The 21413-nt window shown below is 53.5% G+C and carries 14 protein-coding genes, 2 tRNA genes and 1 pseudogene; 14 read left to right on the top strand and 3 right to left on the bottom strand.

Annotated elements, in window-relative coordinates; translation table 11 throughout:
• Nucleotides 1–50 precede the first annotated feature (50 nt).
• The 4 genes from tcyJ (at nucleotide 51) to AAGQ96_RS12595 (ending at nucleotide 3765) form a co-directional block, all read left to right on the top strand.
• Nucleotides 51–854 (top strand): cystine ABC transporter substrate-binding protein, encoded by an 804-nt coding sequence (gene tcyJ / locus AAGQ96_RS12610; protein WP_147198510.1) that lies wholly within the window; start codon nucleotides 51–53, stop codon nucleotides 852–854.
• Nucleotides 854–1522, top strand: coding sequence for a cystine ABC transporter permease (gene tcyL / locus AAGQ96_RS12605; protein ID WP_342753715.1), 669 nt, complete (start codon nucleotides 854–856; stop codon nucleotides 1520–1522). Before tcyJ ends, tcyL begins: the two co-directional genes overlap by 1 nt.
• Nucleotides 1519–2271: an L-cystine ABC transporter ATP-binding protein TcyN gene (gene tcyN, locus AAGQ96_RS12600; protein WP_147198508.1), complete on the top strand. Its 753-nt coding sequence runs from the start codon at nucleotides 1519–1521 to the stop codon at nucleotides 2269–2271. The genes tcyL and tcyN overlap by 4 nt, the downstream gene beginning before the upstream one ends.
• A 426-nt stretch (nucleotides 2272–2697) precedes the next feature.
• Nucleotides 2698–3765, top strand: a complete 1068-nt coding sequence (locus AAGQ96_RS12595; protein WP_342753714.1) for an acyltransferase family protein — start codon at nucleotides 2698–2700, stop codon at nucleotides 3763–3765.
• 157 nt (nucleotides 3766–3922) lie between these two features.
• Here AAGQ96_RS12595 and putA read toward each other — a convergent pair whose 3' ends face one another.
• Nucleotides 3923–7873, bottom strand: a complete 3951-nt coding sequence (putA, locus tag AAGQ96_RS12590; protein WP_342753713.1) for a trifunctional transcriptional regulator/proline dehydrogenase/L-glutamate gamma-semialdehyde dehydrogenase — start codon at nucleotides 7871–7873, stop codon at nucleotides 3923–3925.
• A gap of 425 nt (nucleotides 7874–8298) precedes the next feature.
• On the opposite strand from putA, the gene putP reads away from it, so the two are divergent.
• From putP to phoH, 5 genes are all read left to right on the top strand, one after another.
• Complete coding sequence (putP, locus tag AAGQ96_RS12585) at nucleotides 8299–9783, top strand: sodium/proline symporter PutP (protein ID WP_147198505.1); 1485 nt, start codon at nucleotides 8299–8301, stop codon at nucleotides 9781–9783.
• A gap of 352 nt (nucleotides 9784–10135) precedes the next feature.
• A complete protein-coding gene (gene efeU, locus AAGQ96_RS12580; protein WP_147198504.1) occupies nucleotides 10136–10969 on the top strand; it encodes an iron uptake transporter permease EfeU in 834 nt (277 codons plus the stop codon).
• A 51-nt stretch (nucleotides 10970–11020) separates the two neighbouring features.
• Nucleotides 11021–12139 (top strand): iron uptake system protein EfeO, encoded by a 1119-nt coding sequence (gene efeO / locus AAGQ96_RS12575; RefSeq protein ID WP_342753712.1) that lies wholly within the window; start codon nucleotides 11021–11023, stop codon nucleotides 12137–12139.
• 6 nt (nucleotides 12140–12145) lie between these two features.
• Nucleotides 12146–13426 (top strand): iron uptake transporter deferrochelatase/peroxidase subunit, encoded by a 1281-nt coding sequence (gene efeB, locus AAGQ96_RS12570; RefSeq protein ID WP_342753711.1) that lies wholly within the window; start codon nucleotides 12146–12148, stop codon nucleotides 13424–13426.
• A 555-nt stretch (nucleotides 13427–13981) separates the two neighbouring features.
• Nucleotides 13982–14770: a phosphate starvation-inducible protein PhoH gene (gene phoH, locus AAGQ96_RS12565; RefSeq protein WP_147198501.1), complete on the top strand. Its 789-nt coding sequence runs from the start codon at nucleotides 13982–13984 to the stop codon at nucleotides 14768–14770.
• 169 nt (nucleotides 14771–14939) lie between these two features.
• Here phoH and AAGQ96_RS12560 read toward each other — a convergent pair.
• Nucleotides 14940–15027, bottom strand: a tRNA-Ser gene (locus tag AAGQ96_RS12560).
• 248 nt (nucleotides 15028–15275) lie between these two features.
• Between AAGQ96_RS12560 and phoA the strand changes: the two genes are divergently transcribed.
• Nucleotides 15276–16676, top strand: coding sequence for an alkaline phosphatase (gene phoA, locus AAGQ96_RS12555; protein WP_147198500.1), 1401 nt, complete (start codon nucleotides 15276–15278; stop codon nucleotides 16674–16676).
• Between the two features lie 103 nt (nucleotides 16677–16779).
• Here the strand turns inward: phoA and AAGQ96_RS12550 are convergent.
• Nucleotides 16780–16867: transfer RNA gene (locus AAGQ96_RS12550), tRNA-Ser, on the bottom strand.
• A gap of 292 nt (nucleotides 16868–17159) precedes the next feature.
• On the opposite strand from AAGQ96_RS12550, the gene AAGQ96_RS12545 reads away from it, so the two are divergent.
• From AAGQ96_RS12545 to AAGQ96_RS12530, 4 genes and pseudogenes are all read left to right on the top strand, one after another.
• Nucleotides 17160–18557, top strand: a complete 1398-nt coding sequence (locus AAGQ96_RS12545; RefSeq protein ID WP_342755561.1) for an oligopeptide:H+ symporter — start codon at nucleotides 17160–17162, stop codon at nucleotides 18555–18557.
• Between the two features lie 90 nt (nucleotides 18558–18647).
• Nucleotides 18648–19586: a glyoxylate/hydroxypyruvate reductase GhrA gene (ghrA, locus tag AAGQ96_RS12540; protein ID WP_342753710.1), complete on the top strand. Its 939-nt coding sequence runs from the start codon at nucleotides 18648–18650 to the stop codon at nucleotides 19584–19586.
• Between the two features lie 60 nt (nucleotides 19587–19646).
• Nucleotides 19647–19796: pseudogene (locus AAGQ96_RS12535) on the top strand (phosphatase); the annotation flags it as partial.
• A 155-nt stretch (nucleotides 19797–19951) separates the two neighbouring features.
• Nucleotides 19952–21277 (top strand): hypothetical protein, encoded by a 1326-nt coding sequence (locus AAGQ96_RS12530; RefSeq protein ID WP_342753709.1) that lies wholly within the window; start codon nucleotides 19952–19954, stop codon nucleotides 21275–21277.
• Nucleotides 21278–21413: the final 136 nt, after the last annotated feature.

The following is a 21413-nucleotide window of genomic DNA, read 5'->3' as shown; positions in this document are numbered from 1 at the left end:
ACACACATACAGTCGTCTATTCCCGTAGTGGATAAACTTTTGGAGCCTTTATGAAATTTTCTCTGGTTCGTCGCCAGTTGGTGATGGGTATGGCGTCACTGGCGCTGGTTGCTGGTGTGACAACGAATGCCTTTGCGGCAGAAGAAAATCTGCTGACCAAAGTCAAAGAGCGCGGATCGCTGCTGGTGGGGCTGGAAGGCACCTATCCGCCATTCAGCTTTCAGGACGAAAACGGCAAGCTGACCGGTTTTGAGGTCGAGTTTGCGCAGGCGCTGGCGGCTCATCTGGGCGTTAAAGCCAGCCTGAAACCCACCAAATGGGACGGTATGCTGGCCTCGCTGGATTCTAAACGTATCGACGTGGCGATCAACCAGGTAACTATCTCTCCCGAACGTCAGAAAAAATATGACTTCTCCACGCCTTATACTATTTCCGGGATCCAGGCGCTGACCAAAAAAGCCAATGCGGCGAGCATCACCAAACCGGCCGATCTGAGCGGTAAGAAAGTCGGTGTCGGCCTGGGCTCTAACTACGAGCAGTGGCTGCGTGAAAACGTCAAAGGTGTGGATATCCGTACTTATGATGATGACCCAACAAAATATCAGGATCTGCGCGTAGGACGGATTGACGCGATTCTGGTCGATCGTCTGGCGGCGCTGGACCTGGTGAAGAAAACTAACGATACGCTGGCGGTTGCCGGCCCGGCGTTCTCGCGTCAGGAATCGGGTGTTGCGCTGCGTAAAGGCAACGCTCAGCTTCAGCAGGCCATCAACAAAGCAATTGGCGAGATGCAGCAGGATGGATCCCTATCCAAAATTTCCGAAAAATGGTTTGGCGCGGACGTAACTAAATAATGCAGGAAAGTTTACAACTGGTGCTGGATTCAGCACCTTTTCTTTTAAAAGGTGCGGTCTTCACTCTACAGCTGAGTATTGGCGGCATGTTCTTTGGCCTGCTGCTGGGCTTTCTGCTGGCGATGATGCGCCTGTCGTACTTCTGGCCGGTTGCCTGGCTGTCACGGATTTACGTCTCGATCTTTCGTGGTACGCCGCTGATTGCCCAGCTGTTTATGATCTATTACGGCCTGCCACAGTTTGGCATTGAGCTGGATCCGATCCCGTCGGCGATGATTGGCCTGTCGTTGAATACCGCCGCTTACGCGTCTGAATCGCTGCGGGGCGCCATTGCGGCGATTGAACGTGGTCAGTGGGAGGCGGCAGCCAGCATAGGCATGACGCGCTGGCAGACGCTGCGTCGGGTCATTCTGCCGCAGGCCGCGCGCACCGCTTTGCCACCGCTGGGCAACAGCTTTATCAGCCTGGTAAAGGACACCTCGCTGGCGGCGACCATTCAGGTACCCGAACTGTTCCGCCAGGCACAGCTGATTACTTCACGCACGCTGGAAGTTTTCACCATGTATCTGGCTGCGTCGCTGATTTACTGGATTATGGCTACGCTACTGTCGATCCTGCAAAGCAAGCTGGAAAATCACGTTAACCGCCAGGATCGGGAGGCAAAATGAGCGCGATAGAAGTTAGCCAGCTGGTAAAGAAGTTCAACGGGCAGACGGTGCTGCATGGTATCGATCTGGAGGTGAGTTCCGGTGAAGTGGTGGCCATCATTGGCCCAAGCGGATCGGGGAAAACCACCTTGCTGCGCAGTATCAACCTGCTGGAAACGCCGGACAGCGGCACTATTAAGGTCGGCAATATCCTGATTGATGCCGCAGCGGGCATGAACCGACAAAAAGAGCAGGTTCGTCAGCTGCGTCAGCAGGTGGGCTTTGTCTTCCAGAGCTTTAATCTGTTTCCGCACCGCTCGGTGCTGGAAAATATTATTGAAGGCCCGACCATCGTCAAAGGTGAGTCAAAAGCGGAAGCGACAGCGCGTGCTCGCCAGCTGCTGGAAAAGGTAGGGCTGCAAGGTAAAGAAGAGAGCTATCCACGTCGTCTTTCCGGCGGACAGCAGCAGCGTGTTGCTATTGCGCGGGCGCTGGCGATGCGGCCAGAGGTGATCCTGTTTGATGAGCCGACTTCGGCGCTGGACCCGGAGCTGGTGGGGGAAGTTCTCAACACTATTCGGGCGCTGGCGGAAGAGAATCGTACCATGGTGATTGTCACGCATGAGATGAGTTTTGCTCGCGACGTTGCCGATCGGGCGATTTTTATGGATCAGGGCAGGATTGTCGAGCAGGGTAGCGCCAAAGCGTTGTTTGCTAATCCGCAGCATCCGCGTACCCGTCAGTTTCTGGAGAAATTCCTTAACGCTTGATTTAACGCGTTATTTCTCGGGAAAAGGTCAATCCGCCACCGGGCGAATACGGGCTGTACTGGCAGTGGACGAAAATCGCGTCTTCGTTTCATTGCCAGCTTTTAACGATCTCTCTCTCAAAAATCCTTAGCGGATTAATTTAAAAGTTTAGCTTAAGTCAGGGCATTATTTTTTCTTAAGGATTATCTTAATTACGCTCTCTTTCCTCTGAGATAAATCTCAACGCATTCTGTTGCGGACAGTGCTATACCTACTCTTTTTTCATTTTCCGCTGTGATTTTCAGATTTTCCTGTGCTGAAGTTATAAGGCCAATATTAATTATTCGTTAACACGGTTTATCTTTTCAGGTTAAGGTTGTTCTATTCCTGCAGGAAGAAAGCCCACCTTTTCATTATCAATATGTGAATATCATTCGGAGTAATATAATGAATACTACTCAAAACAAAGATATTGCCTGGGTAAACAGCCTGAAAGGTATATGCATATTACTGGTTGTTTTATATCATGTTGTTCTGCCCGGCTATGCTGAAATGATTGGCCATCTGGTTGCCGGGTTCCTGCCAGCTAAATTATGGCTGGCCTTTAATAACACGCTTTCTCCTTTACGAATGCCTGCGTTTTTCTTTGTTTCAGGTTTGCTCGCCACTAACGGTATTATTAACCGTCCCTGGAAGCAGGTCTTTACCAGCAGGGTGACTAATCTTTTCTATCTCTATTTTCTCTGGGGCATCATTCAGTGGTTGATGATCCGGGGCGTTTCTAATGAAGTGATGGGAGAACAGCTCTCCAATAATACCAATGCGGCATGGGCCGAGACGCCCTTAAAATCCATTGAGCTGATGCTGCTGGCAATGAGTTCTTCCTGGTATTTATATGCGCTGGGGCTGTTCTTTGTTTTTGCCAAACTGTTTCGTGGGCAAAAATTGGCGATGATGACGATTGCCGTGGTGCTTAACTACGCTGCGATAACAAAAGTCATTCCAGGCTGGGGGCCAGAAAGCGTTGCACAGTATCTGATCTTCTTCCTGCTGGGCACCTTCTACAGCAGTACAATGCTGCGATGGAGTGAATGGCATCGCAGCAACCTGATGCCCTGGGCTCTGTTGCTGGTGCTGTCGTTTATCCATATCAAGCTGGGGATGACCCGCAGCCTGTTTCTCTGCACGCTGGCTATTCTGTTGTCGGTCGCGGCCTGTCGGATTTTAAACCGTTATTTCACGCTGAGCTGGTTAAACTGGCTTGGCAGAAACACGCTGCAAATTTATGTTCTGCACCGCATCTTTATCGAATTCTTTGGCATGTCGGCCATTCTGTTTGCTGAACATCATCAGCTGTTTGCCAACAAAGCGTTTTCGCTGCTGTGGGCTGTCGGCTTCCCGATAGCGATGGTGGTGCTGTGCGCCAGCTGTTCGGTAGGGGTATGGTCGCTGCTTAACCGAGGCGTGGGACGAAATCTGTTTATCTACCCAAGCCTGCTGCGGGTTAAAGCCTGATTACTACCGGGCCAAAGAGAGAAAAAAGCGCGTTATTAAGGTTGTTGTTTAGTCTGGTGTAGGTGTAGGTGAAGGGGACACGGGGCGTCCATAAAGACGCAAAAGGCGGCATCCATGCCAGCTCGACACGGGCCGTCCATGGCCCGTGACGCTTTATTTACCCAATGGTCATCAGGCTGGCGTTACCGCCTGCGGCTGCGGTGTTAACGCTGAGTGAACGCTCAATCAGTAAACGTTCCAGCAGCAGATTGGTTTCTCCACGGCCAAAACCCTGTACGGAAACAATGGCGCCTTCACGTTCGGCTATCGCTTCACAGACAAAACGCAGCTGATCGGCATCGCCATGGTAAATCACCGCATCAAACTCATTGTGCTGTTCCAGCGGTCTGGCCGCAAAATCAATACGGGTCTGTACCCCGGCAGGCAGCTGGCGCGCCAGGCTGTGATGAAGTTCATCATCCTGCCACAGCGCACGGCTGCCCACAGCGGTGACGGCCGCCAGCTGGATCAGTGCATCTTCTTCATTGTCTGCCAGACAAAGAACGCGCTCACGCGGCAGCAGGGCAAAGGTATTACGCTCACCCGTTGGTCCTGGCAGCAGACGTACGGTGCCGCCTTGTCCCAGCTCGGCATAGCGAGTGCAAAGCTCCGCCAGTGCCGGTTTCGCTTTTGCCCATTCAGTTAACGCCTGATGTGCAGTCAGTAGCCCAGGGCGCAGCGCGGAATCAACCGGCAGCCTGCCATCCTGGCGATCCAGGGTAACGCGCAGCGCGCCATCCGGGCGGCTGGAGAGCAAACGGTAGAGATAAAGCGGGCCGCCTGCTTTCGGGCCCGTACCAGAAAGGCCTTCACCGCCAAACGGCTGGACGCCAACTACCGCGCCGACCATATTACGGTTAACGTACAGGTTGCCGACTTTCGCGCTGTTAGTGACCTGGGTAATGGTCTCATCAATACGGGTATGTACGCCCAGCGTCAGACCATAACCGGATGCGTTAATCTGATTGATAATCTGCGGCAGCGTGTTGCGGGTATAGCGCACCACATGCAGCACCGGACCAAAGATTTCTTTGTCCAGGTCCGCCACGCTATTCAGCTCAATCAGCGTTGGCGGCACAAAGGTTCCGCTTTGCCATTCACTGATATCCTGCGGATGACTGAATGCCGCCTGGTACACTTTCATGCCTTTGCTGCGCATCGACAGGATATGGCGTTCGATATTCTCTTTTGCTTCGGCGTCGATAACCGGGCCGATGTCGGTAGAAAGCCGTTCCGGGTTGCCCATGCGGCATTCCGCCATGGCACCACGCAGCATTTGCAGCGTATGGTCGGCCACGTCTTCCTGCACACACAGCAGGCGCAGTGCGGAGCAGCGCTGTCCGGCGCTGTCGAAAGCGGAAGCGACGATATCGATAACCACCTGCTCGGTCAGGGCGGAAGAGTCGACGATCATCGCATTCATCCCGCCCGTTTCGGCAATCAGCGGCGTTGGCCGGCCTTGCGGATCGAGGCGACCTGCCAGATTGCGTTGCAGCAGCGTAGCGACGGCCGTTGAGCCGGTAAACATCACGCCACGAACACGATCGTCACCGGTCAGTTGCGCACCCACGGTTTCACCCAGGCCAGGCAGCAGCTGGAGCGCGCCCGCCGGCACGCCGGCCTCATGCAGCAGCGCAACGGCTTCGGCGGCAATCAGCGGCGTTTGTTCCGCAGGTTTCGCCAGCACGCTGTTGCCTGCCGCCAGCGCCGCAGCAATTTGTCCGGTAAAGATCGCCAGCGGGAAGTTCCACGGGCTGATACAGACCACCGGTCCCAGCGGACGGTGCGTTTCATTATCGAAGTCATCGCGTACCTGTCCGGCATAGTAATGCAGGAAGTCGACGGCCTCGCGCACTTCGGCAATGGCGTTATTAAAGGTTTTACCCGCTTCGCGCACCAGGATGCCGAGCAGACGCTGCATTTGACCTTCCATCAGCATCGCCGCGCGAGAGAGAATTTCTGCGCGAGCGGCCGGCGGCGTGGCGAACCAGATTGGACCGGCGCTAACCGCCGCGTCCAGCGCTTTTGACACGTCTGTTTCGCTGGCGTGACGAACGTAGCCGACGATATCGCCCGGTTCTGCCGGGTTAACAATCGGCAATTGCTCGCCCTGTTCGGCTTCGCCGTCAATCATCGGCGCAGCCATGCCAGGCTCAATGGCGCTGTTCAGCAGGGCGCTGGAAAGCGACGCCAGGCGATGTTCATTAGCCATATCCAGCCCGGCGGAGTTCTGACGGTTCTCGCCATACAGATCGCGCGGCAACGGGATTTTTGGATGCGGCAGGCCAACGGCACCTTCGGTACGGGCCAGTTTTTCCACTTCTTCTACCGGATCGGCAATCAGGTCCTCAATCTGCAAGGTGTTATCGGCAATACGGTTAACAAAGGAAGTATTGGCGCCGTTTTCCAGCAGGCGGCGAACGAGGTAAGCCAGCAGCGTTTCGTGAGTGCCCACCGGTGCATAAATACGGCATGGACGGTTAAGCTTGCCGTCGCCGACTTTTCCCACCACCTGTTCGTAGAGCGGCTCACCCATGCCGTGCAGGCACTGGAATTCATACTGGCCAGGGTAGTAGTTGTTGCCGGCCATCTGATAAATCACCGCCAGCGTATGGGCATTGTGCGTGGCGAACTGCGGATAGATCAGGTTCGGCACCGCCAGTAATTTACGGGCGCAGGCCAGATAGGAAATATCGGTATAAACCTTGCGGGTGTAAACCGGATAACCTTCCAGACCTTCCATCTGCGCACGTTTGATCTCGCTATCCCAATAGGCACCTTTCACCAGACGGATCATCAGGCGGCGACGGCTGCGCTGGGCGATATCAATCAACGCATCGATCACCATCGGGCAGCGTTTCTGGTAGGCCTGAATCACAAAGCCGATGCCGTTCCAGCCTTCCAGCTCAGGTTCAAAGCAAAGTTTTTCCAGCAGATCGAGCGACAGCTCCAGGCGATCGGCTTCCTCCGCATCGATATTAATACCGATATCGTAAGAGCGGGCCAGCAGCGTCAGCGATTTAAGAATAGGGTAGAGTTCGCTCATCACGCGCTCATACTGGGCACGGCTGTAGCGGGGATGCAGCGCAGAAAGCTTGATGGAGATCCCCGGGCCTTCGTAAATACCACGGCCGTTAGAAGCTTTACCGATGGCATGAATCGCCTGCTGGTAAGAGACCAGGTAAGCTTCGGCATCTTTTGCCGTCAGTGCCGCTTCACCCAGCATATCGTAAGAGTAGCGGAAGCCTTTGTCCTCCAGCTTGCGGGCATTGGCCAGCGCTTCGGAGATGGTTTCACCGGTGACAAACTGCTCGCCCATCAGACGCATTGCCATATCCACGCCTTTGCGGATGAGCGGCTCGCCGCTTTTACCAATAATGCGGTTAAGCGAGCGCGACAGGTTAGCTTCATTGTGCGTAGCCACCAGACGACCGGTAAACAGCAGACCCCAGGTTGCGGCATTGACAAACAGTGAAGGGCTGCGGCCAAGGTGGGAATGCCAGTTACCGTTACTGATCTTGTCGCGGATGAGCGCATCGCGGGTTGGTTTATCAGGGATACGCAGCAGCGCTTCCGCCAGGCACATCAGCGCCACACCTTCCTGCGAGGACAAAGAGAACTCCTGGAGCAGGCTTTGCACCATTCCGGCGCGACCTGATGCCCCTTTTTGGTGCCTCAGGGCCGTGGCAAGCTTGTGAGCGAGCTGCTGCGTTTGCTGAGCCAAAGGTGCTGGCAGGCGGGCCTGATCGAGCAGCATGGGCACCGCTTCCGTTTCCGGGCGACGCCATGCTGAGGTAATGGCGGCGCGGGTAACGGACTGCGGCAGAATGTGTTCAGCAAATTCCAGAAACGGCTGATGCTGTTCCTCCACAGGGAGCTCTTCCCCTTCCTGCGTACTCGCCTGCAAAGGAATTTCCGGCAGGGCATCGCCTCTTTCCAGCTGTTCCAGATAGTTGAAAATAGCCTGTTTAATCAGCCAGTGAGAGGTGCGATCGATTTGGCCCGCGGCGCGTTTAATGCGCTCGCGAGTGGCTTCGTCCAGCTTAACACCCATGGTGGTTGTACCCATGCCTGAAACTCCTTGCAGATGAATGACGTGTTTGGCAAGCAATATCACTTAAGTTGCAACTTTGTGCAACCATGTTAAATGTGACGCAGTTTGCAGAGTGAAAAGCCGCCTCTGATAAAAGCGGCATGTTTATTGCTGCAAGAATCCGGCCAGGTTGTAAATCGCGATAAAACCTGGCGTTAGTAGGGCTTTCAGCAGGTGTTACCGGGTAAGTGTGATCCAGTGCAACCTGTCAGATCGCCAGACGAGAAGAAAAGTGAATTATATGTAGCAATTGTGTTAAACCGTCAGTGAAAGTTGTACGTATCGGCGGTTTACGGCAGGATACCCCGCCCGGATTTGCAATAAGTGACCGCGCGCCGTTCCAGCGTGGTCAGGGTGCAACCCGGCGGCTGCACATTAACAATAATAAGTGGAGAACCTGAATGACAGTAAGTACACCAATGATGGTGACCTTTTGCGTCTATATCCTCGGCATGGTGCTGATCGGTTTTATGGCATACCGCTCGACCAAGAATTTTGACGACTATATCCTGGGAGGACGAAGTCTGGGTGCCCTGGTCACTGCGCTGTCAGCAGGGGCTTCTGATATGAGCGGCTGGCTGTTGATGGGCCTGCCTGGTGCCATTTTTCTTTCCGGTATTTCAGAAAGCTGGATCGCCATTGGCCTGACGCTGGGCGCTTACCTGAACTGGAAAATCGTCGCCGGACGCCTGCGCGTGCAAACCGAGCATCATGATAATGCGCTAACGCTGCCGGATTTTTTCTCCAGCCGTTTTGAAGACAACAGTAAAATCCTGCGGGTGATTTCCGCACTGGTCATTCTGGTTTTCTTCACCATTTATTGCGCTTCAGGGATTGTGGCCGGTGCGCGTCTGTTTGAAAGCACCTTCGGGATGAGTTACGAGACGGCACTGTGGGCAGGTGCAGCAGCCACCATCATCTATACCTTTGTCGGGGGATTCCTGGCGGTCAGCTGGACCGATACCGTGCAGGCCAGCCTGATGATTTTTGCGCTGATCCTGACGCCGGTGATTGTCATTTTTGCCGTGGGCGGCCTGAGCGATTCCCTTCAGGTTATTCAGGCCAAAAGCGTCGAAAATCTCGATATGCTGAAAAATATGAACTTTGTCGCGGTGATTTCACTGCTGGGCTGGGGTCTGGGCTATTTCGGCCAGCCGCATATTCTGGCGCGCTTTATGGCGGCGGATTCCCACCGGTCTATCCGCAGCGCACGCCGTATTGGTATGGCCTGGATGGTCTTGTGCCTGGCGGGAGCGGTTGCCGTGGGCTTCTTTGGCATCGCTTATTTCCAGAACCATCCTGAGCAGGCAGCAGGCGTAACCGAAAACGGCGAGCGAATCTTCATTGAGCTGGCGCGCATTCTGTTCAACCCATGGATTGCCGGTATTCTGCTTTCCGCGATCCTGGCGGCGGTTATGTCTACGCTGAGCTGCCAGCTGCTGGTGTGCTCCAGCGCGTTGACCGAAGATTTGTATAAAAACTTCCTGCGCAAAAATGCCACCCAGCGTGAGCTGGTATGGGTAGGGCGTCTGATGGTCTTACTGGTTGCGGTTATTGCTATCGCGCTGGCTTCTAACCCGGAAAACCGCGTGCTGGGTCTGGTGAGCTATGCCTGGGCAGGATTCGGTGCCGCTTTTGGGCCGGTCGTGATTTTCTCGCTGATGTGGAAACGCATGACCCGCAACGGCGCGCTGGCCGGTATCGTTATCGGTGCGGCGACCGTGCTGATCTGGAAGCATTACGCCTGGCTGGATCTGTACGAAATCATTCCTGGTTTCGTCTTTGCCAGCCTCGGCATTGTGGTGTTCAGCCTGCTGGGTAGTAAACCTTCCGCCGCGGCGATACAGCGTTTTGAAACTGCGGAAGCGGAATTCAATACGCATTAATCTGCTTGCTTTGCGATCGTAAACACGGCGCAGGGACGCGGGCCTTCCGTAAAGACGCAAAAAGCGGCATCTTTGCCAGCTCGACACGGGCCGTCCATGGCCTACTTCAGTCCCGTGTCCCTCGCGCTTTAAAATGGGTGTCTTTTTGCAGGCTCGCTCCGGCGGGCCTTTTTAATGGGTGAATCAGAGCGATTGCCCGTGCAGCTGTCTCGCCAGGGCGCCCGGCGCGAGGCAAATCGCGAAAATACCTTTCCGGGCCACTTGTATTTTTTGTGGCGATAATGATAATCGGTATCGTTTGTATTTACACTTCTTTACCGGTGCTTAACGCCCGTCACGCTTGAAGGTATCTATGTTTGTCCCTTTTCTGATTATGTTACGTGAAGGGCTGGAAGCCGCGCTGATCGTCAGCCTGATTGCCAGCTATCTCCAGCGCACTCAGCGCAGCGAGTGGTTTGGTGCAATGTGGCTTGGCGTCTTTGTCGCCGCCACGCTCTGCCTGGGTCTCGGCTATTTTATTAACGCAACGACCGGCGAATTCCCGCAAAAAGAGCAGGAGCTGTTTGAAGGCATCGTGGCGACCATTGCCGTCTGTATTCTTACCTGGATGGTGTTCTGGATGCGCAAAGTATCGCGCAATATTAAAGTCCAGCTCGAAGGGGCGGTCGACAACGCATTGCAGAAAGGCAAAGGCAGCGGCTGGGCACTGATCGTGATGGTTTTTCTTGCCGTTGCGCGTGAAGGGCTGGAATCGGTGTTTTTCCTGCTGGCGGCATTTCAGCAGGATGTGGGCATTGCACCTCCCGTAGGCGCCATACTGGGTCTGGCAACGGCCATTGTGCTCGGCATGCTGATTTACTGGGGCGGCGTGCGGCTCAACATGGCGGTATTTTTCAAATGGACCGGCCTGTTTATCCTCTTCGTGGCGGCCGGGCTGGCGGCGGGCGCTATTCGGGCTTTCCATGAGGCCGGTTTGTGGAATGCGTTCCAGTCTGTCGCCTTCGATTTCAGCAACACGCTTTCGACCAGCACCCTGACAGGCACCTTACTTGAAGGCTTTTTCGGCTATCAGGAAGCCCCCAGCGTCAGTGAAGTGGCGGCCTGGCTGATTTACTTAATACCGGCGCTGCTGCTGTTCTTTATGCCTGCGCGCCCGCCCGCTTCCACATTACGCACCACGCGTTAAGCTTTTGTCCGTGCCTGATTGCAGGCACGTCAACTTTTACAGGGATTGACTATGATTCATCGTTTCCGTCATACCGCACTGCAAGCGGCGCTTCTCGCGTTATTATCCGGCTCTGCCGTCGCGGCCGATGTGCCGCAGGTTAAAATCAGCGTCAACGATAAGCAGTGCGATCCAATGACCGTCACCGTTAATGCGGGAAAGACGCAGTTCATTATTCAGAACCACAGCCAGAAAGGTCTGGAATGGGAAATTCTGAAGGGCGTAATGGTCGTGGAAGAGCGTGAGAACATCGCGCCTGGCTTTACGCAAAAGCTGACCGCTAATCTGGAAGCGGGCGAATATGAGATGACCTGCGGCCTGCTGAGCAACGCGAAAGGCAAGCTGATTGTGAAAGGCAACAGCGCACCGGCTAACGGCAAGCCGGATATTTTGCAACTGACCGCGCCGATTACCGACTACAAAACCTGGGTTACCCAGCAGGTAACGGAGCTGGTGGCGGGCACCAAAGCCTTTACCGATGCAATAAAAGTGGGCGACATTGCCAAAGCAAAAGCGCTGTACGCACCTACTCGCCGCCATTATGAGCGCATTGAACCTATCGCTGAACTCTTCTCCGATCTCGATGGCAGCATTGATGCGCGTGAAGACGACTACGAGAAAAAAGCCGCCGATCCGAAATTCACCGGTTTCCACCGTCTGGAAAAGGCGTTGTTTGGCGATAACAGCACGCAGGGCATGCAGCCTTACGCCGACAAGCTCTATGCCGATACGCTGGATCTGCAAAAACGGATTAACGAGCTGGCTTTCCCACCGGGCAAAGTGGTAGGCGGCGCGGCCGATCTGATTGAAGAAGTCGCCTCCAGCAAGATCTCCGGTGAAGAAGATCGCTACAGCCGCACCGACCTGTGGGACTTCCAGGCGAACGTTGACGGCGCACAAAAAATTGTCGACCTGCTGCGTCCGATGCTGCAAAAAGCCGATGCCACCTTGTTGGGCAGAGTAGATGCGAACTTCAAAAAAGTTGACGTGATTTTAAGCAAATACCGCACCCATGAAGGCTACGAGTCTTACGACAAACTGACCGATGCCGACCGCAACGCGATGAAAGGGCCGATTACCACGCTGGCCGAAGATCTCGCTAAGCTACGCGGTACGCTGGGACTGGACTGATTTTTTATGGCAAGGCATTTAGCAGACGACGCGCCTGAACCGTCGCGTCGTCGTTTATTGAAAGGCATGGGCATCCTTAGCGGTGCCCTTGCCGTTGGCGGCGGCTGTCCGGTTCAGGCGCAGGAAAAATCGTTCTCACCCGGTGCCTTATCACCGAATTCCCGGCAGGAAGCCCAGCCGTTTTACGGCGCGCACCAGGCGGGTATCGTGACGCCACAGCAGGCGGCGATGATGATCGTGGCTTTTGATGTGCTGGCAACGGATAAAACAGACCTGGAGCGGCTGTTCAGATTACTCACCGAACGCATTGCTTTTCTGACTCAGGGCGGTAAAGCACCGCTGGTGACTAATCCACAGCTGCCGCCAATGGATTCCGGCATTCTTGGCGATAATATCTGGCCCGATAACCTGACCATCACCGTATCGGTTGGTCATTCGCTGTTTGACGAACGCTACGGTTTGCAGGCGCTGAAACCGCAGAAATTGCAGGCGATGACGCGTTTTCCTAACGATGCGCTGGATAGCAAACTGTGTCACGGCGATTTACTGCTGCAAATCTGTGCCAATACCAATGACACGGTCATTCATGCGCTGCGCGATATCATCAAGCACTCGCCGGATTTACTCAGCGTGCGCTGGCGGCGTGAAGGTTTTATTTCCGATCATGCCGCGCGCAGTAAAGGGAAGGAAACGCCCATCAATCTGCTGGGCTTCAAAGACGGGACGGCCAACCCGGATTCGGCCAGCCAGACACTGATGGATAAAATTCTGTGGGTGACGGCGGATCAGGACGAACCCGCCTGGGCGGTGGGCGGCAGCTATCAGGCTGCGCGCATTATTCAGTTCCGCGTGGAATTTTGGGACAGAACGCCGCTGCGCGAACAGGAAAACATTTTCGGCCGGGTGAAGCACAGCGGCGCGCCATTAGGCATGCACAATGAACGTGATGTGCCTGACTATGCCAGCGATCCTGAAGGGGCCGTCATCCCCATGGATGCGCATATCCGGCTGGCAAATCCCCGCACGCCTGAAACGCAAGAGAACCTGATGTTGCGTCGTGGCTACAGCTACTCGCTGGGCGTTTCCAATGCGGGGCAGTTAGAAATGGGCCTGCTTTTTGTTTGTTATCAGCACGATTTAGAGAAGGGATTTTTGGCCGTGCAAAAAAGGCTTAATGGCGAAGCGCTTGAGGAATATATCAAGCCGGTCGGCGGCGGTTATTTCTTTGTGCTGCCCGGCGTCATTGACGATAAACATTTTCTTGGGCAGGCATTATTGCAGGCCTGATGATTATCTCTCTCAGCCTGTCGCGTGCGGCAGGTTGTTTTTTAATCATATTATTCATCCGCCAGGTTTTTCTTAAATCTAAAAATTCACACGGGCATTTCGCCCTTTAGCGGAATAATTAACTCATTGTTTTAAAGCATATAATATATAAAATCACCAGGTGGCGGCCGCTATTTGGTTTTTTTTTGCTGCGTACGCAAAAATAGATGTTGCAATTTAGTTATAGATTATGCAAATGTTATTAACAGCAGTTGCCAAAGGTCGTTCAGTGTTCAACACGGAGATCGCCATGACAAAGTCCGCTAATGGATACCAGTGTCAAAATACATTTATCGCCGTTCTTCGTGAAGGTGCGACTGCCACCAAGCCTCTCTGTTACTTTACCCTTCAAACCGCCAGTATTCTCAATGCTATGCAATCCGGTGCCAGGCTCTGCCGCGCGCCATTCTCAACGGCCAGAAAAGGCTTACAAGGAAGCCACTGAAACCTCTAAAGCGTTCACGTAATCGCATTGCTGCAAAATGCGGGAAATGAAACCAACTGTAAGGTGTCACTATGGGAAGACAGAAAGCAGTGATCAAAGCTCGTCGGGAAGCGAAACGTGTGCTTCGTAGCGATTCACGCAGTCATCGTCAGCGTGAAGACGAATCGGTCACCTCGCTGGTGCATATGAGTGGGTTAGATGCAATTGGCATGGCTCGCGATACCCGTGACCATTCGCCCATTTCTGCCCGAAATGAAGCTCAGGCGCACTATCTAAAAGCCATAGAGTGCAAGCAACTGATTTTCGCCACCGGCGAAGCAGGTTGTGGTAAAACCTGGATTAGCGCTGCGAAAGCGGCAGAGGCCCTGATAAACAAGGATGTCGACAGGATAATTGTCACGCGTCCGGTGCTACAGGCGGATGAAGATCTGGGCTTCCTGCCCGGTAATATCTCAGAGAAATTCGCCCCGTATTTTCGCCCGGTCTATGACGTTCTGGTTAAACGTCTTGGCTCCTCCTTTATGCAGTACTGCCTGCGTCCCGAAATCGGCAAGGTAGAAATTGCCCCCTTTGCCTATATGCGCGGACGTACCTTTGAGAATGCCGTGGTGATACTTGATGAGGCGCAAAACGTCACCGCCGCCCAGATGAAAATGTTCCTGACTCGCCTTGGGGAAAACGTCACGGTGATTGTTAACGGTGATATCACCCAGTGTGATTTGCCGCCGCACGTGAAGTCGGGCCTCGCCGATGCGCTTGAGCGCTTTGAGGACGACGGAATGGTCAGCGTGGTGCGTTTTGGGAAAGATGACTGCGTGCGTTCTGTGCTTTGTCAACGCACGCTGGCGGCTTATAACTAGCTGCTTAAAATTTTATAGCAAGCCCGGACTGTGTTCCGGGCTTTTTTGATCGAATAATAACGACGTGAGAGGCATGTCTCAGGCCGTTAGTGCCGGTGGCTCACCCTCACTCCGGGAAACAGGCAGACAAAAAAGCCTGAGCTTTCGCTCAGGCTTTCTCGTTAAATTATGGCGGTGAGAGAGGGGTTCGAACCCTCGATACGTTGCCGTATACACACTTTCCAGGCGTGCTCCTTCAGCCACTCGGACACCTCACCACGTTTTTCTACTTCTCCGCCTCACTGGGCGACGGGGCGCTACTATAGGGAGTCGGCCCCGTCGGGTCAAGAAGATTTTTCTTTTTATTCTGGCCGCTTAAGCAGCATACAACATCCGCTTATTCTGCCAGCGGCGTAGCGTCGCCTGTCATCTTAGCAACATCCGGCCGACACAAAATTGTCATGGTTGTGTCGCAGACTGAAGGCCTGAAATCTTTGGTCATATTTTCTTATGGAGCGTTAGTCTGATGAAATCCCGGAATCTTTTTGCATTAACTTTGCTTGCCAGCCTCGTCTCTTCCCCGACCTGGGCAGACACTGCCGCTCGCGCCGCGCAGGGTGATATCACTCAGCCCGGGGGCGCCCGTCGCCTCACGGAAGATCAAACGGCCGCATTGAAAGCGTCGTTAAACAGCAATCAGGCTAAAAACGTCATCTTGCTGATTGGCGACGGCATGGGCGATTCTGAAATTACCGCCGCACGTAACTATGCCGAAGGGGCGGGCGGTTTTTTCAAGGGCATCGACGCACTGCCGCTCACCGGTCAGTACACTCACTACGCGCTTGATAAGAAAACCCACAAACCTGACTATGTTACTGATTCCGCGGCCTCCGCCACGGCCTGGAGCACCGGCGTAAAATCGTATAATGGCGCAATCGGGGTAGACGTTAACGGCCACGATCATCCTACTATTATGGAAATCGCGAAAGCCGCAGGCAAAGCGACCGGCAACGTCTCAACGGCTGAACTTGAAGATGCAACGCCAGCCGCCCAGATTGCGCACGTGACATCACGAAAATGTTATGGCCCGGAAAAAACCACTGAAATCTGTGCCAGCAACGCGTTAGAGAAGGGCGGCAAAGGATCGATTGCCGAACAGCTGTTAAACGCCAGGGCTGATGTAACCTTTGGCGGCGGAGGAAAGACTTTTGGCGAAACGGCAAAAGCAGGCGAATGGCAGGGCAAAACCCTGGAGGAGCAGGCGAAGCTGCGCGGTTATCAGCTGGTTAACAATCTTGATGGGATGAATGCGCTGAAGGAAGCGACGCATGACAAACCAATATTAGGGCTGTTTGCTGAAGGCAATATGCCGGTACGCTGGAAAGGACCGAAAGCCACTTATCATGGCAATCTGGAGGATAAAGCGGTGAGCTGTGAAGTGAACAGCGAGCGTCCGGCATCGACTCCGACACTGGCGCAGATGACCGATAAAGCCATTGAACTGCTAAGCAAAAATCAGAACGGCTTCTTCCTGCAGGTGGAAGGCGCTTCCATTGATAAGCAGGACCACGTTGCTAATCCGTGTGGACAGATTGGCGAAACGGTTGATTTGGATGAAGCGGTGCAAAAAGCGCTGGAATTTGCACGTAAAGACGGCAATACGCTGGTTATTGTTACTGCCGACCATGCGCACTCCAGCCAGATTATCGCTAATGACAGTAAAGCACCGGGACTGACGCAGAAGCTGATGACTAAAGAAGGTAGCCCAATGACCATCAGCTACGGTAACTCAGAAGAAGAGTCACAGGGACATACCGGTACACAACTGCGCATTGCCGCTTATGGCCCGCACGCCGCGAATGTCGTGGGTCTGACCGATCAAACCGATCTGTTCTATACCATGAAAGCCGCAATGGAGCTCAAATAGTGATAAAACCTGAGCTTTCAGCTGAAAAACGCGAAGAACATGAGTCAGCACAATGACAACAACAAAAAAGCCTGAGCTTTCGCTCAGGCTTTCTCGTTAAATATGGCGGTGAGAGGGGGATTCGAACCCCCGATACGTTGCCGTATACACACTTTCCAGGCGTGCTCCTTCAGCCACTCGGACACCTCACCGTATTGTTCCGCAACCTCGGTTGCGTGGCCGGTAATGTAGGGAAAAGTTGTTCGCCGGTCAACACTCTTTCAATACTTTTCTGTTCGTTCAGCCAGTTTTAAACCACTTTGCTGCTTTAATCGGCAAAAAAACCATTTCTGACGGCAAAACACTTTTACGGGAGAGTAATATGCGGCACAACGTGCATAATAATGCACTTCTGCCGACAGAAAAATCATGAGGTAAGTAGTGGATACCGTGACAAGAAAAACCCCGCCTGCCGCGCCAACCGGCACCGGCTCGCTGTTCTTTATGCAAATCTTCGCCACGCTGGGTTTCGCCGTGCTCTATTCGACGCTGGTGCTGTACGCCACCAAGCGCCTGGGATTTAGTGAAGCACAGGCCAATACCATGATGGGCGTCTTCGGGGCGTTTAACTATGGCCTGCACCTGTTTGGTGGCTATCTTGGCGGGCGCTATCTCAGCAACCGCAATCTTTTTGTGTTAGGCATGATCCTGCAAATTATCGGCTGCTGGATCCTTTCCGGGCAAAGCGCGGAGGGGTTGTACTGGGGGCTGGCAATGTTTCTGACCGGGAGCGGCCTGAACGTCACCTGCATTAACATGATGCTGACCCAGCGCTTTACGCCGGATGATAATCGCCGCGAAAGCGCTTTTCTCTGGAATTATGCGGGCATGAACCTCGGTTTCTTTATTGGTTTTACCGGCGCAGGTTATTTCCAGATCGGCGAGCATTATCAGGCGCTGTTCCTGTTTGCCACGCTTGGCAACATAGTAGCCATCACGATTACGCTGCTGCGCTGGCGAATGTTAGCCGATATCAATACGCCTTTATTACACGTAAACCGCAGCCAGTTTCGCCAGAGAATGCTGGCCGGGCTGGCAATTTTAGTGGTACTGGTGCCGATTATCAGGCTGCTGCTGACTCATGCTGATTTCACCGGCAGCTTTGTGCTGGTGGTCGGCGCGGCGATTTTCCTGCTACTTGCTTTTATCACGCTACGGCATCGCCCGCGTGACGAACAGCGTCGTATGACGGCCTATCTGATGCTGGCGGTGGGTGCGCTGGTGTTCTGGACGCTCTATCAGCTGGCGCCGATGGGCCTGATGCTGTTTACCGAATACAACATTATGCGCCATGTCTATGGCATTCAGATATCGCCGCAGTGGATACAGAATATCAACACCCTGGTAATTGTCTTCGGCGGGCCGCTGCTGGCTGTGGGTTTCCGCAATCTGCGGGAACGCGGCTGGCGGATTGATATTCCTCTACAGTTCGCTTCTTCACTTTTTTGCATCGGACTGGGCATGCTGGTACTGCCGCTGGGCATTATGTTTGCGGGTGCTGACGGCATGGTGGCGTTTAAGTGGATCGTTATCAGCTACATTTTGCAGAGTATCGCCGAACTGCTGATCTCTCCGGTGGGCTACGCGATGATTGGCAAACTGGCTCCGGCCCGCTATCAGGGCGTGATGATGGGCGGCTGGATGATGGTAACGGGCGTCGCCTCGGTGCTGTCTGGCTACGTTTCTGGAATGATGCCGGAAAACAGCGGCAGTTCTCCTGCCCTAACCAATCCTGGCTACAGTCATATTTTCAGTCTGCTTGGCTGGGGCAGTGCAGCGACGGGGCTGATTTTATTGATGCTGATGCCGCTGTTGCGCAAGCTGATAAGTACATCACGCTAATAATTGTGTGCGATATTATAAGCATACAACCAATTATTTCTTGCCAGCGGCGGCTTTTTCTCAGAGCCTGAGAAAAACAGGAGAGCAAACGTGGACATCATTTTCTATCATCCTTCATTTAAAGCGGAAAAGTGGATTAATGGATTACAGCAGCGGCTGAACGCTCGCGTTCGTGTCTGGCAGCCAGGTGATGAGGCGCATGCGGATTACGCGCTGGTCCGTCAGCCGCCGTTAGAAATGCTGCAAGGACGTAGCGAGCTGAAAGGCGTATTTGCTTTAGGGGCCGGCGTGGACGATATTCTCAGCCAGCTGCGTCAGCATCCGACCATGCTGGCTGAAAATGTGCCTTTGTTCCGGCTGGAAGATACCGGAATGGGCCGTCAGATGCAGGAATATGCCGTCTGGCACGTGCTGGGCTGGTTCCGTCGCTTCAATGAATATCAGCAGTTGAAGACCGAGGCCCGCTGGCAGCACCTGACGAACAACTCGCGTGAGGCGTTTAGTATCGGTATTCTCGGCGCGGGTGTACTGGGCAGCAGCGTGGCCGAAAGCCTGCGCTTCTGGGGATTTCCGGTGCGTTGCTGGAGCCGTTCACCGAAAGATTTACTTGGCGTTACCAGTTTTCATGGCGCAGACCAGCTGGATGCGTTTCTTTCCGGTAGCAAAGTGCTGATCAATCTGTTGCCAAACACGCCTCAGACCGAGGGCATCCTTAACCGTCAGTTACTCAGCAAACTCCAGCCCGAAGCTTATCTGATCAACCTGGCGCGTGGCGCGCATCTGGTTGAGGAAGACCTGCTGGCGGCGATTGAGGCGGGTGAGGTCAAAGGAGCTGCGCTGGACGTTTTCGTTGAAGAGCCGCTAAAGAGAGATCATCCTTTCTGGGCGCATCCGGCGATTGCGATCACGCCGCACAATGCGGCCGTCACATTACCTGATGAAGCGATGGACTATCTTGCTCACGCGATTCAACAGCGTGAAGCGGGTGAGATGCCGGCTGGCCGCGTTGACCTCAGTCGGGGCTATTAACGTCACCGCGGCTATTCCTGCTTAACTCAGGAGAGAAATAGGTATCCCGCTGACCTTCATATGCACACGATTGCCAGCACGCACGCCTACAGCACGCTGCGAGACGACACGCAGCAGGCGCAGACTTATGGCATTAAGCTGCTGGCGATAACCGATCATGGCCCGGATATGGCGGACGCGCCGCATTACTGGCATTTTGTGAATATGCGCGCCGCCTGACCGATTCTTGCGCTATTCAGATAAACACAATACTGTAGTTATGAGCTTTTAAGGGCAGGGCAATGGCGCTGGCATCAGCTGGCGTTTCTGATGAGCGAACCGTATAAAGTAATGCTGCCGAATGGATGGCAGCAAATGGAGGGAGTTTGAAACTTGTATGGAAAGAAAATCCACGAGGCCATAAAGAACGAGAACTTGAACCGGAAGAGAAGCAGGCGATTTTTAATGTCTGTGGAAGCGGGCGGAAAGAACGCTATGGCGAAAAAGCCTCAGTTGAAAAGATCCTTGACGAAATGCGGGAGCGTAAACTTTTTTTGCAATGCGACTGCAACGCTGACTCACCCGCACTAAACACTTCTGTAAAAGGAGCCTTTATCCGGCGTGTTCCTTCTTCGGGGGTTCATCTTTCAGGATGCCCGTTATTTCGCCTGAAAAAATCTGGCACTGAAACTCAGGCCGAACCCGAAGCCGTAGTATTACGCCCGGTAAGCTTCAGTAATTTTTTACCGGAAGCAGAAAAACCAGCGCGTATCAGTGGCGGCACCGGAAGTGAGGGTGAACGCAAACGCGCACCAGCCAAAAGAATTCCAGCCATTGGACGGACCCTGTTAACGCTACTTGATGCTGCCCGTATTAATGAGCTTTGTTTATATCCTGACGCGACTAACCTCTCCATGATGAATGCGGTTAACGCGCTAAAGAAAGTAACAGAGCAGCACTGCTTTTATAAGGAACGTAAACTTTCGGAGATTATCCACTTCACCCCCTGGATGAGCGATAAGGCGCGTGAGGAACTGATGACCAGCCTTGAAGAAAGTGACTGGGACAGCCGTAAAGCAGTCTGCTTTTATCTGATTGTTTTGGCTCAGGAGCTCGACAGGGAAACTGTCAGTTGCAAAGTAAAAGGGACGTTTTATCGGTTTTCGCCCTCTCAGAGAATGACTATCAACGCCGAGGGCACCGGTGCGGAAGGGTGTCGCCCTCCATACTGGGCCATCCTGGAATTCAGACGAAACCGGGAGGGGAAAGTTATCTGTTACAAAGGTTTTGCCTGTGCGGCTTTTGATATGGGGTGTCCTGTTCCTGTAGACAGTAACAGGGAAAGGGAAACGCTGAAAAATATCATTAAGATGAGCAAATGGCTGAGCAACAATGAAAATATCACGCCGCCAGATCGTCTGAATCTCATTAAGCCGATTTTAGATATGGACATTGAAGATGAAGGAGAAAAGCTAACGGTTAGACCCGACTTTATGCTTTATGTAACGCCGCCTGGAGAAAGCGAAGCGGTAGCGCTGGTGATCGAAACCATGGGCTATGACTCTGAGGAGTACAAAGAGCGTAAAGCAGAGAAACATCAAGAAATGGCATTGCTGGGAACCGTTGTTACCGATCCGCCACACTGGCCATATCATGTTAAGAAAGAATTTTGCCGCTATATTTTTGGCAAAGTTTTACATGTAAAAGACTGAGCAATTCAGGCGAGATCCGTTCGGGGCAACGGTTATGCCCTGAGCAGAATTCGCATACCGCTGATTTTGAGACTGGATTGTGGTGTGACTGCTATCTGCTTCACAGATGATAACGGCGCTATTTCTAAAACCTTAT

The sequence above is a fragment of the Pantoea sp. MBD-2R genome (genome assembly GCF_039134845.1).
Lineage (GTDB): Bacteria > Pseudomonadota > Gammaproteobacteria > Enterobacterales > Enterobacteriaceae > Erwinia.
This window is presented reverse-complemented; position numbering and strand designations above follow the sequence as displayed.

What these genes read in the sequence shown, in the direction of transcription:
- AAGQ96_RS12595 (WP_342753714.1), top strand. Translation starts at nt 2,698, where the DNA reads ATGAATACTACTCAAAACAAAGATATTGCCTGGGTAAACAGCCTGAAA.
- tcyL (WP_342753715.1), top strand. Translation starts at nt 854, where the DNA reads ATGCAGGAAAGTTTACAACTGGTGCTGGATTCAGCACCTTTTCTTTTA.
- phoA (WP_147198500.1), top strand. Translation starts at nt 15,276, where the DNA reads ATGAAATCCCGGAATCTTTTTGCATTAACTTTGCTTGCCAGCCTCGTC.
- putA (WP_342753713.1), bottom strand. Translation starts at nt 7,873, where the DNA reads ATGGGTACAACCACCATGGGTGTTAAGCTGGACGAAGCCACTCGCGAG.
- AAGQ96_RS12545 (WP_342755561.1), top strand. Translation starts at nt 17,160, where the DNA reads ATGCAAATCTTCGCCACGCTGGGTTTCGCCGTGCTCTATTCGACGCTG.
- phoH (WP_147198501.1), top strand. Translation starts at nt 13,982, where the DNA reads ATGGGAAGACAGAAAGCAGTGATCAAAGCTCGTCGGGAAGCGAAACGT.
- efeB (WP_342753711.1), top strand. Translation starts at nt 12,146, where the DNA reads ATGGCAAGGCATTTAGCAGACGACGCGCCTGAACCGTCGCGTCGTCGT.
- efeO (WP_342753712.1), top strand. Translation starts at nt 11,021, where the DNA reads ATGATTCATCGTTTCCGTCATACCGCACTGCAAGCGGCGCTTCTCGCG.
- efeU (WP_147198504.1), top strand. Translation starts at nt 10,136, where the DNA reads ATGTTTGTCCCTTTTCTGATTATGTTACGTGAAGGGCTGGAAGCCGCG.
- tcyN (WP_147198508.1), top strand. Translation starts at nt 1,519, where the DNA reads ATGAGCGCGATAGAAGTTAGCCAGCTGGTAAAGAAGTTCAACGGGCAG.
- putP (WP_147198505.1), top strand. Translation starts at nt 8,299, where the DNA reads ATGACAGTAAGTACACCAATGATGGTGACCTTTTGCGTCTATATCCTC.
- tcyJ (WP_147198510.1), top strand. Translation starts at nt 51, where the DNA reads ATGAAATTTTCTCTGGTTCGTCGCCAGTTGGTGATGGGTATGGCGTCA.